Source organism: Streptomyces sp. BA2 (assembly GCF_009769735.1).
In the GTDB taxonomy this organism is placed as follows: Bacteria; Actinomycetota; Actinomycetes; order Streptomycetales; family Streptomycetaceae; genus Streptomyces.
Genome location: NZ_WSRO01000002.1, coordinates 2778224 through 2793600, shown reverse-complemented (window position 1 = coordinate 2793600; position 15377 = coordinate 2778224). Strand labels below are relative to the sequence as shown.

The 15377-nt window shown below is 69.9% G+C and carries 13 protein-coding genes; 5 read left to right on the top strand and 8 right to left on the bottom strand.

Annotation, left to right across the window (positions count from 1 at the left end; translation table 11 throughout):
* Positions 1–7 precede the first annotated feature (7 nt).
* The 4 genes from E5671_RS15270 to E5671_RS15255 all read right to left on the bottom strand — a co-directional run bounded on the left by E5671_RS15270 (position 8) and on the right by E5671_RS15255 (position 4724).
* Positions 8–1666: an alkaline phosphatase D family protein gene (locus E5671_RS15270; RefSeq protein ID WP_160504514.1), complete on the bottom strand. Its 1659-nt coding sequence runs from the start codon at positions 1664–1666 to the stop codon at positions 8–10.
* A gap of 104 nt (positions 1667–1770) precedes the next feature.
* Positions 1771–2589 carry a thioredoxin domain-containing protein gene (locus E5671_RS15265; protein WP_160504513.1) on the bottom strand — a complete coding sequence of 273 codons (819 nt, stop codon included), beginning with the start codon at positions 2587–2589 and terminating at the stop codon, positions 1771–1773.
* Between the two features lie 43 nt (positions 2590–2632).
* Complete coding sequence (locus tag E5671_RS15260; RefSeq protein WP_160504512.1) at positions 2633–3316, bottom strand: hypothetical protein; 684 nt, start codon at positions 3314–3316, stop codon at positions 2633–2635.
* A gap of 79 nt (positions 3317–3395) precedes the next feature.
* The gene (locus E5671_RS15255) at positions 3396–4724 is read right to left on the bottom strand and encodes a DUF2252 domain-containing protein (protein ID WP_160504511.1); all 1329 of its coding nucleotides are present in this window, start codon (positions 4722–4724) and stop codon (positions 3396–3398) included.
* A gap of 190 nt (positions 4725–4914) precedes the next feature.
* Between E5671_RS15255 and dnaE the strand changes: the two genes are divergently transcribed.
* Positions 4915–8457 carry a DNA polymerase III subunit alpha gene (gene dnaE / locus E5671_RS15250; RefSeq protein ID WP_160504510.1) on the top strand — a complete coding sequence of 1181 codons (3543 nt, stop codon included), beginning with the start codon at positions 4915–4917 and terminating at the stop codon, positions 8455–8457.
* Positions 8458–8536: 79 nt separating this feature from the next.
* Here dnaE and E5671_RS15245 read toward each other — a convergent pair whose 3' ends face one another.
* Positions 8537–8722, bottom strand: a complete 186-nt coding sequence (locus E5671_RS15245; protein WP_160504509.1) for a hypothetical protein — start codon at positions 8720–8722, stop codon at positions 8537–8539.
* A 236-nt stretch (positions 8723–8958) separates the two neighbouring features.
* Here E5671_RS15245 and E5671_RS15240 point away from each other — a divergent pair, with 236 nt between their 5' ends.
* From E5671_RS15240 to E5671_RS15225, 4 genes are all read left to right on the top strand, one after another.
* Complete coding sequence (locus tag E5671_RS15240) at positions 8959–10245, top strand: NYN domain-containing protein (protein WP_160504508.1); 1287 nt, start codon at positions 8959–8961, stop codon at positions 10243–10245.
* A gap of 75 nt (positions 10246–10320) precedes the next feature.
* Positions 10321–11355, top strand: coding sequence for an ABC transporter ATP-binding protein (locus tag E5671_RS15235; RefSeq protein ID WP_443032621.1), 1035 nt, complete (start codon positions 10321–10323; stop codon positions 11353–11355).
* Between the two features lie 40 nt (positions 11356–11395).
* Positions 11396–12214, top strand: a complete 819-nt coding sequence (locus tag E5671_RS15230) for an ABC transporter permease (RefSeq protein ID WP_160504506.1) — start codon at positions 11396–11398, stop codon at positions 12212–12214.
* A 78-nt stretch (positions 12215–12292) separates the two neighbouring features.
* Positions 12293–12958 carry a DUF2567 domain-containing protein gene (locus tag E5671_RS15225; protein WP_160504505.1) on the top strand — a complete coding sequence of 222 codons (666 nt, stop codon included), beginning with the start codon at positions 12293–12295 and terminating at the stop codon, positions 12956–12958.
* Positions 12959–13079: 121 nt separating this feature from the next.
* Here the strand turns inward: E5671_RS15225 and ybaK are convergent, their stop codons facing one another.
* The 3 genes from ybaK to E5671_RS15210 are packed head-to-tail and all read right to left on the bottom strand — an operon-like array spanning position 13080 to position 15363.
* Positions 13080–13586, bottom strand: a complete 507-nt coding sequence (gene ybaK, locus E5671_RS15220) for a Cys-tRNA(Pro) deacylase (RefSeq protein ID WP_160504504.1) — start codon at positions 13584–13586, stop codon at positions 13080–13082.
* A gap of 17 nt (positions 13587–13603) precedes the next feature.
* On the bottom strand, positions 13604–14344 hold the full coding sequence (locus E5671_RS15215; protein ID WP_160504503.1) for an LON peptidase substrate-binding domain-containing protein: 741 nt from the start codon (positions 14342–14344) through the stop codon (positions 13604–13606).
* A gap of 11 nt (positions 14345–14355) precedes the next feature.
* The gene (locus E5671_RS15210; RefSeq protein ID WP_160504502.1) at positions 14356–15363 is read right to left on the bottom strand and encodes a hypothetical protein; all 1008 of its coding nucleotides are present in this window, start codon (positions 15361–15363) and stop codon (positions 14356–14358) included.
* Between the last annotated feature and the right edge of the window lie 14 nt (positions 15364–15377).

Genomic DNA, 15377 nt, shown 5'->3' with positions numbered 1-15377 from the left:
GACCCGGTCAGCGCACCGGCGAGTACGCCCGCTCGACCCTCTGGGTGCCGGTGAGGGTGCGGTACGAACGGGCCCACTTGGACGTCGCCTTGGGATCCTTGCGGTCGGACAGGACGTAGTAGTCCATCTGCGAGCGCTCGGCGGTGACGTCGAGGACGCCGTACCCGTGCGAGTCCATGTCCAGCCACTTCACATGGCGGTTGGCCGCCTTCACCGCGCCCACCGCGACCAGCGAGAGGGTGTGCGGGGCGACGTGCAGCATGTCGTCCACGTTGTCGGAGGTCACGGACGTGACCACGAACTCCGTGGCCGCGGAGGGTGATCCGGGGTACGTGGCGGCCCTGACCGGTACGTCGTTCGCCCACGCCATGTGGATGTCCCCGGTGAGGAAGACCGTGTTCCGGATGGCCTTGTCGACCAGGTGGGAGATGAGCTCCTTGCGGTCGTCGGTGTAACCGTCCCACTGGTCGCCGTTGACGGCGAGGCCTTCCTTGGGCAGGCCGAGCAACTCCGCGATGGGTTCGAGCAGATGGGCCGGCACGGAACCGAAGGCGACCGGCGAGATCATCACCGAGGTGCCGACCAGCTTCCAGGACGCGTCGGACGAGGCGAGGCCCGCCTTCAGCCAGTCGAGCTGGGCGCGGCCCGTGATCGTACGGTCCGGATCGTCCACGTCACCGCTGCCGAATCCCGCCTGCTCGGAGCGGAAGGAGCGCAGGTCGAGCAGATGCAGATCGGCCAGCTTGCCGAAGCGCAGGCGGCGGTAGACGGTCCCTTCAGTAGAAGGGCGTACGGGCATCCACTCGAAGTACGCCTGTTTGGCGGCCGCCATGCGCCGCGCCCAGTCGCCCTCGGTCTCGGGGGAGTGGTTCACCGCGCCGCCCGACCAGGTGTTGTCGGCGAACTCGTGGTCGTCCCAGATCGCGATGAGGGGGTGCGCCGCGTGCATCGCCTGGGCGTCCGGGTCGGTCTTGTGGGCGCCGTGCCGGGTGCGGTAGTCGGCGAGGCTGACGATCTCATGCCGCGGCTCGTGCTGACGCACCGCGTACTTGGCGGCGGGGTACTCGCCGCTCGGGTACTCGTAGACGTAATCGCCGAGATGGAGCACCGCGTCGAGTTCGGTACGGGCCGCGAGATGGCGGTACGCGGAGAAGTAGCCGGCCTCCCAGTTGGCGCAGGACACCACGCCGAACCGGACGCCGGGGGCCGCCGCTTCGTGTGCGGGGGTGGTGCGCGTGCGGCCCACGGGGGAGTGCGTGTCGCCCGCGGAGAAGCGGAAGTAATAGGTGGTGGCAGGGCTCAAGCCCCTTACGTCGGCCTTGACCGTGTGGTCGGTTGCGGCCCGCGCGGTCAGGCTGCCTTGGCCGACGATCTGGGTGAAGCCCTTGTCCTTGGCTATCTCCCAACTCACCTCGGTGTCGGGCCCCTTGCCTGAGCCGGGCGAGGCCTCGGGTATCGGGGTCACGCGGGTCCACAGGAGGACACCGTCGGGCAGCGGGTCGCCCGAGGCGACTCCGTGGTGGAACGCGGGCCCTTCGGCGGCGTGGGCGAGGGGAGCCGCGGCGAGCGGCGCGAGGGCCGTGGTGGCGGCAGCGGCCTTGACGACCGTACGGCGGCTCGGGGCCGGGGAGTTGAGCGGTCTGTGTGCGCTGTTTCGACTGGTCACGAGCGATTACCTTACTGATCAGTAATCGCCAAGAGCGGGCGAATTGTGAAACGTTCGCCCGCTCTTCCGCCAAGTGCCGCTCAGCGCACGGCTCTAGCGCCGATTCAGCCCTTCAGCGCCGCGTCGACGGCCTTCTTGTAGTCCTCGACCGTCGAGGGAGCGTTCTTCTTGTCGGGCCCGGTCAGCTTCTTGCCGTCCATGACGAAGGAGGGCGTGCCGTCGACGCCGTCCTTGTTGTCGTCGAACTTCTTCGACATCTCCAGGGCCCAGCGGTCGTACGTGCCGTTCTTGACGTCCTTCGCGAAGGTCTTGCTCTTCTTGAGCTCAGGGACCTGGTTCGCGATCTTGGTGAGGTACGCGTCGTCCTTGAACTTGTCCTCCGTCTCGGAGGGGTGGTTCTCCTTGGAGAACATGGCCTTCTTGAAGTCGAGGAAGGCCTGGTCGCTCACGTTCAGGGCGGCGCCCATCGCGCTGAGCGCGTTCTTGGATCCCTCGCCCGTGAGGTTGCGGTCCAGGAACGAGGCGCCGATGAACTGGATCTTGTACTTGCCGTCCTTCAGGTCCTTCTCGACCGTCGGGCCCACGGTCTGCTCGAAGCTGGCGCAGACCGGGCAGCGCGGGTCCTCGTAGACCTTGAGGGTCTTCTTGGCGCTGTCCTTGCCGATGACGACGGTCGTGCCGTCCGTGCCCGCGGAGTTCGCCGGCTTGACCAGCTTCTCGTCCTTGGCGGCTTCCCAGTGGCCGGGCTTGTTGGCCTGCATGACGGCGTAGCCGACGCCGCCCGCGATTGCCAGGACCGCGACGACGGAGACGCCGACGACCATGGTCCGCTTCCGCTTCTGCCGCTTGCGCTCGGCTTCCTGCTGGGCGCGGATCCGCTCGCGGGCCGCCGACTTGGCCGCCTGGCTGTTGCGCTTGCTCATGATGATGTTCTCCGTAGGGGTGACTGCGTGGGGACGGTGGTGCTCAGGCGAAGACGGCCGAGCACGGCGGTCCACGCCGTCCCACGAAATGCACGAGAAGCCGCGTACGCGCGGTCCGCACCCGGTGCGCGGGGCGCGGGGCGCGCCGGACGGGCCGGAGGCGGATGCTCACCGCGGCGACCGCGATGAGCAGCGGCCGGAAGGTGGAGGCGGCCACCGCGCGCAGGACCTGGGCCAGGGCGCGTTCGCCGCGCCGCAGCCAGGCCGCCGCGATCAGGCCGACCGCGATGTGCGCGCCGAGCAGCAGCCAGGCGGCGCCCGGATCGGCGTCGGCGAGCAGCACGGCACGGTGTCCGTCACCGCCGGTCATCTGGGCCAGCGGGGTGCCGACGCTCGCGCCGCCGCACAGCACGTCGAAGCCGACGGAGCGCAGCGGGCCCGCGACGGGACCGCCCGCCTGGCCGTAACAGACGTGCTGCCCCGTGGTGAACACCGTGTCGGCGGCCAGCTCAAGGGGGATCAGCAGGGCGGCGATGCGGCCGTAGCCACGCTCGCGCCCCGCCAGTGCGTACGCGATGACGAAGACCGCGGCGGCGATCACGGCGACGGTGGTCAGCGGCAGCGGGGCGCGGGACAGCAGCACGTGCGACGCGGCGGAGAGTGTCACGACGAGCGTCGTGAAGAGCGCCGCGCGCACGGCTCTGAGCTGAGTCCCTGATATGTCCATCGCGCAGCCGAGTGTGCCATGTGCTCCCGTAAGGCAGCCCTAAAGGGTGCCTATGAGTTGCACGGCGTCGTCTTCGTGCCTACAGACCCGGAATCCGACCGTTACGGAACAGGTCGACGAAGATCTGGTGGTCCCTGCGGGCGCGCGCGCCGTACTCGTGCGCGAAGTCCACGAGCAGGTCCCCGAAGCTCTCTTCGTCCGCCGCGATGGCGGCGTCGATCGCCCGCTCCGTGGAGAACGGCACCAGGTCCGAGTGGCCGCTCTCGTCGTCCGCTGCGGAGTGCATCGTGGCGGTGGCGCGGCCCAGGTCGGCGATGACCGCGGCGATCTCGTCCCAGTCGTCGATGTCCGACCAGTCCAGGTCCACGGCGTACGGAGAGACCTCGGCGACCAGCTGGCCGGCGCCGTCCAGCTCGGTCCAGCCGAGCCACGGGTCGGCGTGCGCCTGGAGCGCGCGCTGCGAGATGACCGTGCGGTGGCCCTCGTGCTGGAAGTAGCCACGGACCGCGCCGTCGGTGATGTGCCGCGAGACGGCCGGGGTCTGCGCCTGCTTGAGGTAGATCACGACGTCGTTCTCCAGGGCGTCGCTGTTGCCCTCCAGAAGGATGTTGTACGAGGGCAGGCCCGCGGAGCCGATACCGATGCCGCGGCGTCCGACGACGTCCTTCACCCGATACGAGTCGGGGCGGGTGAGGGAGGACTCGGGCAGCGTCTCCAGATATCCGTCGAAGGCGGCAAGGACCTTGTACCGGGTGGCCGCGTCGAGCTCGATGGAGCCGCCGCCCGGGGCGAAGCGGCGCTCGAAGTCGCGGATCTCCGTCATGGAGTCCAGGAGGCCGAAGCGGGTCAGCGAGCGCGCGTCGCGCAGCGCGTCCAGGAGCGGGCCCTGGGCGGTGTCCAGGGTGAAGGGCGGCACCTCGTCGCTCTTGGCGCCGGTCGCCAGGTCGTGGATCCGCTCGCGGTACGCGGCCGCGTACACCCGCACCAGGTCGGTGATCTGCTCGTCGCTGAGCGCCTTCGTGTACCCGATCAGGGCCACGGAGGCGGCGAAGCGCTTCAGGTCCCAGGTGAAGGGGCCCACATACGCCTCGTCGAAGTCGTTCACGTTGAAGATCAGGCGGCCCTGGGAGTCCATGTACGTGCCGAAGTTCTCCGCGTGCAGGTCGCCGTGGATCCACACCCGGCCCGTGCGCTCGTCCAGGTACGGACCGCCGTGCTGCTCGCGCTCCAGGTCCCCGTAGAAGAGGCAGGCCGTGCCGCGGTAGAACGCGAACGCGGAGCCTGCCATCTTCCGGAACTTGACCCGGAACGCGGCGGGGTCCGCGGCGAGCAGCTCGCCGAACGCGGTGTCGAAGACGGAGAGGATCTGCTCGCCGCGCTGCTCAGCGGTGGGCTGCGGGTCCGACATCGCGGGGTGCCTCCAGGTAACGGGTGGTGCCAGGTGGTGCATGACATTTTGGACAGGTGCTCCGACCAGTCCAACGCACGACGGTACCCCCGAGTGCCCGTCGCTTGTCAGTGCCGCGGATTAGACTTCCACGCTGTCCCCCCAGACTGCCCGCAGCCTGTTGCCGAACGTTCTCCGGAGGCCTCCCGCCGTGACCAAGCCGCCCTTTACGCACCTCCACGTCCACACCCAGTACTCGCTGCTGGACGGTGCCGCGCGGCTCAAGGACATGTTCAACGCCTGTAATGAGATGGGCATGACGCATGTCGCCATGTCCGACCACGGCAACCTCCACGGGGCGTACGACTTCTTCCACTCGGCGCAGAAGGCGGGCGTGACGCCGATCATCGGCATCGAGGCGTACGTCGCCCCGGAGTCCCGCCGCAACAAGCGGAAGATCAAGTGGGGTCAGCCGCACCAGAAGCGGGACGACGTATCCGGTTCGGGTGGTTACACCCACAAGACGATCTGGGCGGCGAACAGCACCGGCCTGCACAATCTCTTCCGGCTGTCCTCGGACGCGTACGCCGAGGGCTGGCTGCAGAAGTGGCCGCGCATGGACAAGGAGACGATCTCCCAGTGGTCGGAGGGCCTGATCGCCTCCACCGGCTGCCCCTCCGGAGAGCTCCAGACCCGCCTGCGCCTGGGCCAGTTCGACGAGGCGGTGAAGGCTGCCGCCGAGTACCAGGACATCTTCGGCAAGGACCGGTACTTCCTGGAGCTGATGGACCACGGCATCGACATCGAGCGCCGGGTCCGTGACGACCTGCTCCGGGTCGGCAAGAAGCTCGGCATCCCGCCCCTGGTGACGAACGACTCGCATTACACGTACGCGCACGAGTCCGTCGCCCACGACGCCCTGCTCTGCATCCAGACGGGCAAGAACCTCTCGGACCCGGACCGCTTCCGCTTCGACGGCACCGGCTACTACCTGAAGTCCACGGACGAGATGTACGCCATCGACTCCTCGGAGGCCTGGCAGGAGGGGTGCCGGAACACGCTCCTGGTCGCGGAGCAGATCGACACCACCGGGATGTTCGAGAAGCGCGACCTCATGCCGAAGTTTGAGATCCCGGAGGGCTTCACCGAAGTCACCTGGTTCCAGGAAGAGGTCCGGGTCGGCATGGCCCGCCGCTACCCGGGCGGTGTCCCCGAGGACCGGCAGCAGCAGGCCGAGTACGAGATGGACATCATCATCCAGATGGGGTTCCCGGGGTACTTCCTCGTGGTCGCCGACTTCATCATGTGGGCCAAGAACAACGGCATCGCGGTGGGCCCAGGCCGTGGCTCCGCGGCAGGATCGATCGTCGCGTACGCGATGGGCATCACCGACCTCGACCCCATCACGCACGGCCTGATCTTCGAGCGGTTCCTCAACCCCGAGCGCGTGTCCATGCCCGATGTCGACATCGACTTCGACGAGCGCAGGCGCGTCGAAGTGATCCGGTACGTGACCGAGAAGTACGGCGCCGACAAGGTCGCCATGATCGGCACGTACGGAAAGATCAAGGCGAAGAACGCCATCAAGGACTCCGCGCGCGTGCTCGGATATCCGTACGCGATGGGCGACCGCCTCACCAAGGCGATGCCCGCCGACGTCCTCGGCAAGGGCATCGACCTCTCCGGGATCACGGACCCCAAGCACCCGCGCTACAGCGAGGCGGGCGAGATCCGGGGGATGTACGAGAACGAACCGGACGTGAAGAAGGTCATCGACACCGCGAAGGGTGTGGAAGGCCTGGTCCGGCAGATGGGCGTGCACGCGGCCGGCGTCATCATGTCCAGCGAGCCGATCGTGGACCACGCGCCGATCTGGGTGCGGCACACGGACGGCGTGACGATCACGCAGTGGGACTACCCCCAGTGCGAGTCGCTCGGCCTGCTCAAGATGGACTTCCTGGGCCTTCGAAACCTCACCATCATGGACGACGCCGTCAAGATGGTGCGCAACGACAAGGGCATCGACCTGGAGATGCTCTCGCTCCCGCTGGACGACCCGAAGACCTTCGAACTGCTCTGCCGCGGTGACACGCTCGGTGTCTTCCAGTTCGACGGCGGCCCGATGCGTTCGCTGCTCCGCCAGATGCAGCCCGACAACTTCGAGGACATTTCCGCCGTCTCGGCCCTCTACCGGCCGGGCCCGATGGGCATGAACTCGCACATCAACTACGCGGAGCGCAAGAACGGCCGCCAGGAGATCACGCCGATCCACCCGGAGCTCGAAGAGCCCCTGAAGGAGACGCTCGGCCTGACCTACGGCCTCATCGTGTACCAGGAGCAGGTGCAGAAGGCCGCGCAGATCATCGCCGGGTACTCCCTCGGTGAAGCCGACATCCTGCGCCGCGTGATGGGCAAGAAGAAGCCCGAGGAGCTGGAGAAGAACTTCGTCCTCTTCCAGGCGGGCGCCCGGAAGAACGGCTACTCGGACGCGGCGATCCAGGCCCTGTGGGACGTCCTGGTCCCCTTCGCCGGATACGCCTTCAACAAGGCGCACTCCTCCGCGTACGGCCTCGTCACGTACTGGACCGCCTACCTCAAGGCGAACTACCCCGCCGAGTACATGGCCGCGCTGCTCACCTCGGTGAAGGACGACAAGGACAAGTCGGCCATCTACCTCAACGAGTGCCGGCGCATGGGCATCAAGGTCCTTCCGCCCAACGTGAACGAGTCCGTGCACAACTTCGCCGCGCAGGGCGACGACGTGATCCTCTTCGGCCTTGAGGCGGTCCGGAACGTCGGTACGAACGTGGTCGAGTCGATCGTCCGGTCGCGCAAGGCCAAGGGGAAGTTCGCCTCCTTCCCCGACTACCTCGACAAGGTCGAGGCCGCCGCCTGCAACAAGCGCACCACGGAGTCGCTGATCAAGGCGGGCGCCTTCGACACCATGGGGCACACCCGCAAGGGCCTCACCGCGCAGTACGAACCCATGATCGACAACGTGGTGCAGGTCAAGCGCAAGGAAGCGGAAGGGCAGTTCGACCTCTTCGGGGGGATGGGCGACGAGTCCGGCGGGGACGAGCCGGGCTTCGGGCTCGACGTGGAGTTCTCCACCGACGAGTGGGAGAAGACGTATCTCCTCGCCCAGGAGCGGGAGATGCTCGGTCTGTACGTCTCCGACCACCCTCTGTTCGGCCTGGAGCACGTGCTGTCCGACAAGGCCGACGCGGGCATCGGACAGCTCACCGGCGGTGACTACTCGGACGGCTCGATCGTCACCATCGGCGGCATCATCTCCGGCCTCCAGCGCAAGATGACCAAGCAGGGCAACGCCTGGGCGATCGCGACCGTCGAGGACCTCGCGGGTTCCATCGAGTGCATGTTCTTCCCGGCGACGTATCAGCTCGTCTCGACCCAACTCGTCGAGGACGCCGTGGTGTTCGTCAAGGGCCGCCTCGACAAGCGCGAGGACGTGCCGCGCCTGGTCGCGATGGAGCTCCAGGTCCCCGACCTGTCGAACGCGGGGACCAACGCGCCCGTCCTGATCACCATCCCGACGGTGAAGGTGACCCCGCCGATGGTCAGCCGCCTCGGCGAGATCCTCAGCCACCACCGCGGCAACAGCGAGGTGCGGATCAAGCTCCAGGGCGCGCAGAAGACGACGGTGCTGCGGCTCGACCGCCATCGGGTACAGCCGGATCCCGCCCTTTTCGGTGACCTGAAGGTGCTGCTCGGCCCGTCCTGCCTCGCCGGGTAGGTCACACCGTCCAGCACATGGAAGGGGCGCACCCGGAAGTCCGGGTGCGCCCCTTCACGCATATACGCCTGCGTGGGCGTCAGTTGTGGCCGAAACGGCGCTGGTGCTTGCGGGCGACCTCGGCCGGGCTGCCCTGCGACTGCACGGCGTCCTTCATCCTCGACTCGGCCTGCTCCGCGGACGACTTGGCCTGCTCCTGCGCCTGCTCCGCGGCCGAAGCGCGGTTCTGATCGCCGCCCTGCTTGCGGTTCTTGTTCTTGGCCATGGTGATCTTCCTCCTGAGGGGGATCTGGGGGCCAGGACGCGACCAGATTCACATATGCCGACAAGGTGCGCATTTCAGAGAATTACCGTGCGTAATAAGCCCTGTCGGAGAGTGAAGTCGAGATACGCCACGCCGAAGATCGAGTTCCGGCCGTTAACCTCCGCCGGGTCGGGCAGACTCGAAGGAAACCCGAACCATTACTTCCAGGGAATCTCCAGGGAAAGAGGGTGGATCGCGTGGACCGCTGCATCGTCCTGGTGGACGCCGGGTATCTGCTGGGTGCCGCCGCGAGTCTCCTCGCGGGCGAGCCGTCCCGGTCCCGGATCACCGTCGATCACACCGCCCTGATCCAGGGCATCCGTGAGCGCGCCGAATCCGACACCGAGCGCCCCCTCCTGCGGATCTACTGGTTCGACGGAGCCCCCGACCGCGTACCGCAGCCCGAGCACCGCAGGCTGCGCGTCATGCCGCGCGTGACGGTCCGGCTCGGCGCGCTGACCCGCAGCGACGGCCGGTGGGCCCAGAAGGGCGTCGACGCCGCCATGCACGCCGAGCTGACGGAGCTGGCCCGCAACCGCGCCTGCTCGGACATCGTGCTCGTCACCGGCGACGGCGACCTGCTGCCCGGCATGATGGCCGCCAAGGAGCACGGCGTCGCCGTCCACCTGTGGGCGGTCCAGGCCGCCGACGGGGACTACAACCAGTCCGAGGACCTCGTGGCCGAAGCCGACGAGCGCCGCGTCCTGGACCGGGCCTGGATCACCAAGGCCGTACGCCCGAAGGAGCTCACCGGCGTCTGCGCGCCCCCTCCCGTCCCGCGCCCCGAGATCGCCGCGATCCTCTCCGCGCCGCTGCCGGAGTCCGCGCTCGCGGCAAGCGCCCAGCGGGCCGCCGACGAGGCCGCCGGGGTCCAGCACGCACAGCACGGCCAGCACGCCGAAGCAGGGGCAGGGGCAGGAGCCGGAGCCGGGGCCAACGGCGACAGCGGCGGCGCCCACCACATCCCGCCGGGCAAGGGCGTGCCCACCCCCAAGGACCTGGCCGCCCTGCGCGGTCCCGGCACCACCCAGGCCGCGCAGCATCCCACCAACGCCACCCTGCGCTGGTCCTCCGACAAGGGCTGGGTCGAGCGCCCCGGCGGCGCCGCGGAGAGCCCGGAGGCCGCCGCCCTGCCGACGCTCGCCCAGCTGACGACGGCCGAGCAGCGCTGGGCCGACCGCGAGGAGGACATCACCACGGTCGGCGGTGACCCCTTCGAGGTCGGGCAGGTATTCGCGCGCCGCTGGATGGCCCGCCTGCCGGAACAGCACAACCTGCAGAAGCTCTCGACGATGTACCCGCGCATCCCGCACCGCGTCGACGGCGAGCTCCTGCGGTACGCGGCCCGCTTCGGCCTGCTCGCCCACAAGGACGACCAGATCGACGAACACGACCGGTACGCGATCCGGGCGGGCTTCTGGCGCGAGATCGACGTCCACACCGCGGTGGAGCACGCGCCGGTGGGCGACCGCTCCGGCGAGTGAACACATGACCGATACGGGGCGTACGGGGCGCCCCGGGCGTCGTACCGGGCACGGGACCCCGTACCCTCGTCCTTCGTGAGTACGCGCTCGGCACAGGCAGTCCGACAGGGGCTCCGACAGGGTCACGGCAGTGATGCCGTCTGCGCGGTGCGCGACCTCGTCAAGACGTATCCCGCCGCCCGTGGCAGGCGCGGCACGCCCGCGACGCCGGAGGTTCGCGCCACCGACGGCATCAGCCTGGAGGTCAGACGCGGCGAGATCTTCGGCCTTCTCGGGCCCAACGGCGCCGGCAAGTCCACCCTCGTACGTCAGTTGACCGGTCTGATGCGGCCCGACAGCGGGAGCGTCGAGATCCTCGGGCACGACATCCTGCGCCACCCCGAGCGGGCCGCGCGGATCCTCGCGTACCTGGGGCAGGAGTCCACCGCGCTCGACGATCTGACCGTCTCGCTCGCCGTCGAGACGACCGCGCGGCTGCGCGGACTCGACGTGCGCGCGGCGCGGGCCGAGCGGGACGGCGTACTCGAAGAACTCGCGCTCACCGGGCTCGCCTCGCGGCCCCTGAAGAAGCTTTCCGGCGGGCAGCGCAGGCTCGCCTGCTTCGCCACCGCCCTGGTGGGGGAGCGGCCGCTGCTTGTCCTCGACGAGCCGACGACCGGCATGGACCCCATCGCGCGGCGCGCCGTCTGGGGCGCGGTCGACCGGCGCAGGGCCGAGCGCGGCACGACGGTGCTGCTCGTCACCCACAACGTCATCGAGGCCGAGACGGTCCTCGACCGCGTCGCCGTGCTCGACCACGGCAGGGTCATCGCCTGCGACAGCCCCCTGGGTCTCAAGGAGCAGGTCGCGGGCGAGGTGCGGGTGGAGCTCGTCTGGCGGGAGCGGGCGCCACTGGATGTCCCCGAAGTCCTGGCGCTTCGCTCGTCCGCGGTGGAATCCGGGCGGCGGTGGTCGCTGCGGCTTGCGCCTGATGAGGCTCGGGCCGCGGTCGCTGCGGTTACCGGCGGGGACGCCTTCGCCTCCCTGGACGACTTCACCCTGGCTACGCCCAGCCTGGAGGACGTGTATCTCGCCCTCGGCGGGAACGGGGAGGGGCTGGTCAAGGCATGACCTTCGCCGGGCGGATGAACAGCGACAGGAAGGTTGTTCGGTGAGTGCCGTTCCCCTGGAAGCGGCCGTACGGGCCGACGACCGTGAGTGGCAGGGCGATGCCGCCGAGCCGCTGGGGCCCCGTGCGCGGCTGTTTCCCGCGCTTGCCGCCGTCTACCGGGCGCAGCTGTCCCGGGCCCGGGTCGCCCGCATTCCGCTGCTCTTCGTGGCGACCTTCCAGTCCGTCGGGATCATGATCCTGATGCGGGGCGTCGTGGACGGGGGAGGCGAGGCGCGTGCCGTCGTCGCCGGGTCCTCCGTACTCGTCGTCGCGTTCGTCGCGCTCAACCTGCTCGCGCAGTACTTCGGGCAGCTACGGGCCGACGGCGGCCTCGACCACTACGCCACGCTGCCCGTGCCGCCCGCCTCGGTGGTCCTCGGCGCCGCGGCCGCCTACGCCTCGTTCACCGTGCCGGGCACGCTCGTCACCGCGGTCGTCGGATGCGGCCTCTTCGGGCTCCCGCTGGCCCACCTGTGGGTGCTCGCCGCGGTGATCCCGCTGGCCGGTGCCGCCCTCGCCGGGCTCGGTGCCGCCCTCGGGCTGCTCGCGCCCCGGCCCGAACTCGCCACGCTGCTCGGGCAGTTGGGCATGTCCGCGGCCCTGCTTCTCGGTGTGCTCCCGGCCGAGCGGATGCCCGGCTTCCTGCAGTACGCCCGTGACCTGCTGCCTTCCACGTACGGAGTCGAGGCGTTCGCCCGTACCTTCGGGCCGCATCCGGACTGGGCCGCCGTCGCCCTCGATCTCGCGGTCTGCGCGGGGGTCGGCGTCGCCTCGCTGGCGATCGCCACCTGGGCGTACCGCCGTGCGGCCGTGCGCTGAAGCGGACTTCGCCGTGGTCCTGCGCGGTCCTGACTGTGCGGTGAAGCGGTACTCAGGCAGTACTGGCACCATGTGTGGGTGACTGCACCGCTGACGCCCTCCCAGCCGCCCCACGACCAGCCCCCGCACGACCCCTGGCAGCAAGCCGCTCAGCCGTCCGGAGCCGTTCCCCCGTCGGCGGACGAGGAGGACGGTCCCGATATGAAGACCGAAGTGCGGCAGGCCGCTGTGATCGCGCTCGCGGTGGCCGTCAGCGGACTCCTGCTCGGGCTGCTGTGGCTGTGGCTCGCGCCGCGCGTGCCGTTGATCGCGGACAACGAGGCGGTGTTCCTCAAGGACACCGAGGGCGAGCAGGCGATCGGGGTCGACGGAACGTTCACTCTCCTCGCGCTCGCGTTCGGCGCGGTGAGCGGCGCCGTGGTGTTCCTGCTGCGCAGGCGGGGCGGGATTCCACTGGTCATCGGGCTGACGGCAGGGGGCCTCCTCGGGGCAGTGATCGCCTGGCGTCTTGGGATCTTCCTCGGGCCCGAGACGGATGTCATCGCCCATGCGAAGTCCGTGGGCAAGGGCGTCGCGTTCGACGCCCCTCTGGAGCTCAAGGCCAAGGGCGCGCTGCTTGCCTGGCCCGTGGCCGCGCTGCTCGTGCATCTGGGCCTTACCGGCCTCTTCGGGCCGCGGGACCCTGAGCCGTACCCCATGGCGTACGGGGACGACCCAGGGCGGACCGAGGGCAGCGCGGGCTGAGAGATCTCAGGCGGGCCGCCTTCCGTGGTTCGCCTTGCCCTTGCGTACCCGCCACTTCCTCTTGCGCGTCTTCTTCGACATGAGGGTGGTACTAGTCGAGCCCGCGGCCCTCGTCGAGGGCCTATTCACGCCCGATCGGGGCCAGCACCGCGCCCGTGAGACGCGCCAGGTCGCCGGGGGCCAGTTCCACTTCCAGGCCCCTGCGGCCCGCCGAGACGCAGATCGTGGCGTGCGCCGACGCCGAGTCGTCCAGGACCGTGCGGAGCTTCTTGCGCTGGCCCAGGGGCGAGATGCCGCCCCGTACGTACCCCGTGGTGCGTTCGGCGGCCGAGGGGTCCGCCATCACCGCGCGCTTGCCGGAGACGGCCGTGGCCAGGGCCTTGAGGTTCAGGGTGCCCGCCACGGGGACGACGGCCACCGTCAGCTCGCCGTCGACCTCCGCGACCAGGGTCTTGAAGACCCGGTCGGGGGAGACGCCCATGGCCTGCGCCGCCTCTTCGCCGTACGAGGGGTGCGCGGGGTCGTGTTCGTAGGCGTGGACGGTGTAGCCGGCGCCCGCCGCGGTGAGGGCCACCGTCGCCGGGGTGCCGCCGGCGCCCGACTGCTGTTTCTTCTGCTTCTTCGCCAAAGCGCTCGCGCCTTACGTCAGTTGAGGCTTGTGGTGCCGCGCGTCAGGTCCGTCGCGGGCAACGACGGCAGATTACGGATGATGGCGGTCTCGGCGCGAAGGACTTTCAGCTCGTCGTGCAGGCGCGACGCCGTGTCCGGCGCCTCGAGGAGCCGCTGCTTGGTGGGGGTGTCGAGGACGGCGGCGGCCGCGACGAGATACGACACCACGGACGGGTCGTCCGGCAGTTCGGCGCCCGTGGAGAGGGACCGCTCGCGCGCCCCGGCGAGCCGCTTCTGGTAGGAGCGAAAGGCCCGCAGGACGCCCTCGGCGAGGGTGCCCGCCTCCTCGCCCGGTTCCTCGGGCAGCTCCTCGACCTCCGCGGTCAGGAAGGCGCCCGACGCGTCCACGGAGTGCAGGCGCACGCGTGAGGTGCCGGTGGCGAGCACCTCGAAGCCGCCGTCGGCGCGCTCCCTGATCGTCGCCGCGTCCGCCACGCAGCCCACCGTGTGGAAGGCCTTGAGCGGGTCGTCCCCGAAGCCGGCGGCCGGCCCCTGCTCGGGCTGCGAGGTGGGGTCAGGGAGACCCGGGGCGCTCGGCGCCACCTCCAGGCCGTCGCGGATCGCGACGACCGCGAAGAGGCGCTGCTCCTCGTCGGGAGTCTTGAGCAGGTCGCGCATCATGGCGCGATAACGCTCCTCGAACACGTTCAGCGGGAGCACGAGCCCCGGGAACAGCACCGAGTTGAGCGGGAAGAGCGGAAGCCGGACGGTGGTCACGAGCCTCAAGCCTAATGGTCGCCGGCGGCCGGACGTCCGCCACCGGTGCGCAGCGGGGTCCCGGAGGCCACCTCGATGCGTATGCCGTCACGCAGTTCCAGGAACTGGCCGAGCGGATCGTCGGACATGCGGTCCCAGGGGAAGGACGTCGCATAGGGCCCGATGAGGCGCAGCTGTTCGAGGGCGTCGCTCCACCGCTCCAGGCGTACGAGGACGAACGTGAGGACGTTGCGGACCTCCGCCGGCCAGGGATCCCCGGCCTCGTACTCCTGCGACAGGGCGATCCCGAGGTCGGCCGCGGCGTCCAGGCGCTCGCGCGGCACGCTCCCCGAAGCGCTGGTGAGGTAGGCGAACGCGGCCCGCGCGGGCAGCGCCTGGATCAGCGATCCCGGCAGCGCGTCGCGTGCGGCGCGCTCGGCGAAGTCGAAGCACTGGCGGTGCGAGCCGTACCAGGCGGCGGACAGGTACTGGAGCGCCGAGGCGTGGCAGCCGTAGTGGTGCGAGGAGCGGTGCACCGCCTCGGCCCGGAGCGCGTCGAAGACCGAGTGCGGGGCATGGGTGCCGCGCGCGTGGTCCAGGGCGATCCGCCACGGCACGGGGTCGCGCGGGTCGGCCTCGGCGGCCGCGGTGATCAGGGGCGCCGTCTCGCGAAGCAGCTCGGCGCGGGCGGGTGACTCCCAGCCGCGGACGACCGCGAGCTCGGCCTTGACGAGCAGCGCGTCCGGGTCGTGCGGCGCGGCGGCCTGCCAGTCGTCGAACCATTCGGAGCGGGAGCGGGCGAAGGCGGCCAGACGCGTCGTGTAGCGGTCGCGGTTCTCCCATTCGTTGCCCTCGCGCGTCATGGCGAGGAGCTTGGCGGCGGGGCCGTGGTCGCCCCGGCCCGCGGCGACGAGCGCGGGGCCGAGACGGTCGTCGGGCGCGTCGAGGAGCACCTCGTCGTCGGGGGTCAGACCGGCGGCGAGGAGCGGGGTGTTCCTGACCATTCGAGCGGTGCGGATAAGGGCGCGCAGCAGTGCCATCGTGTGGGTATTGA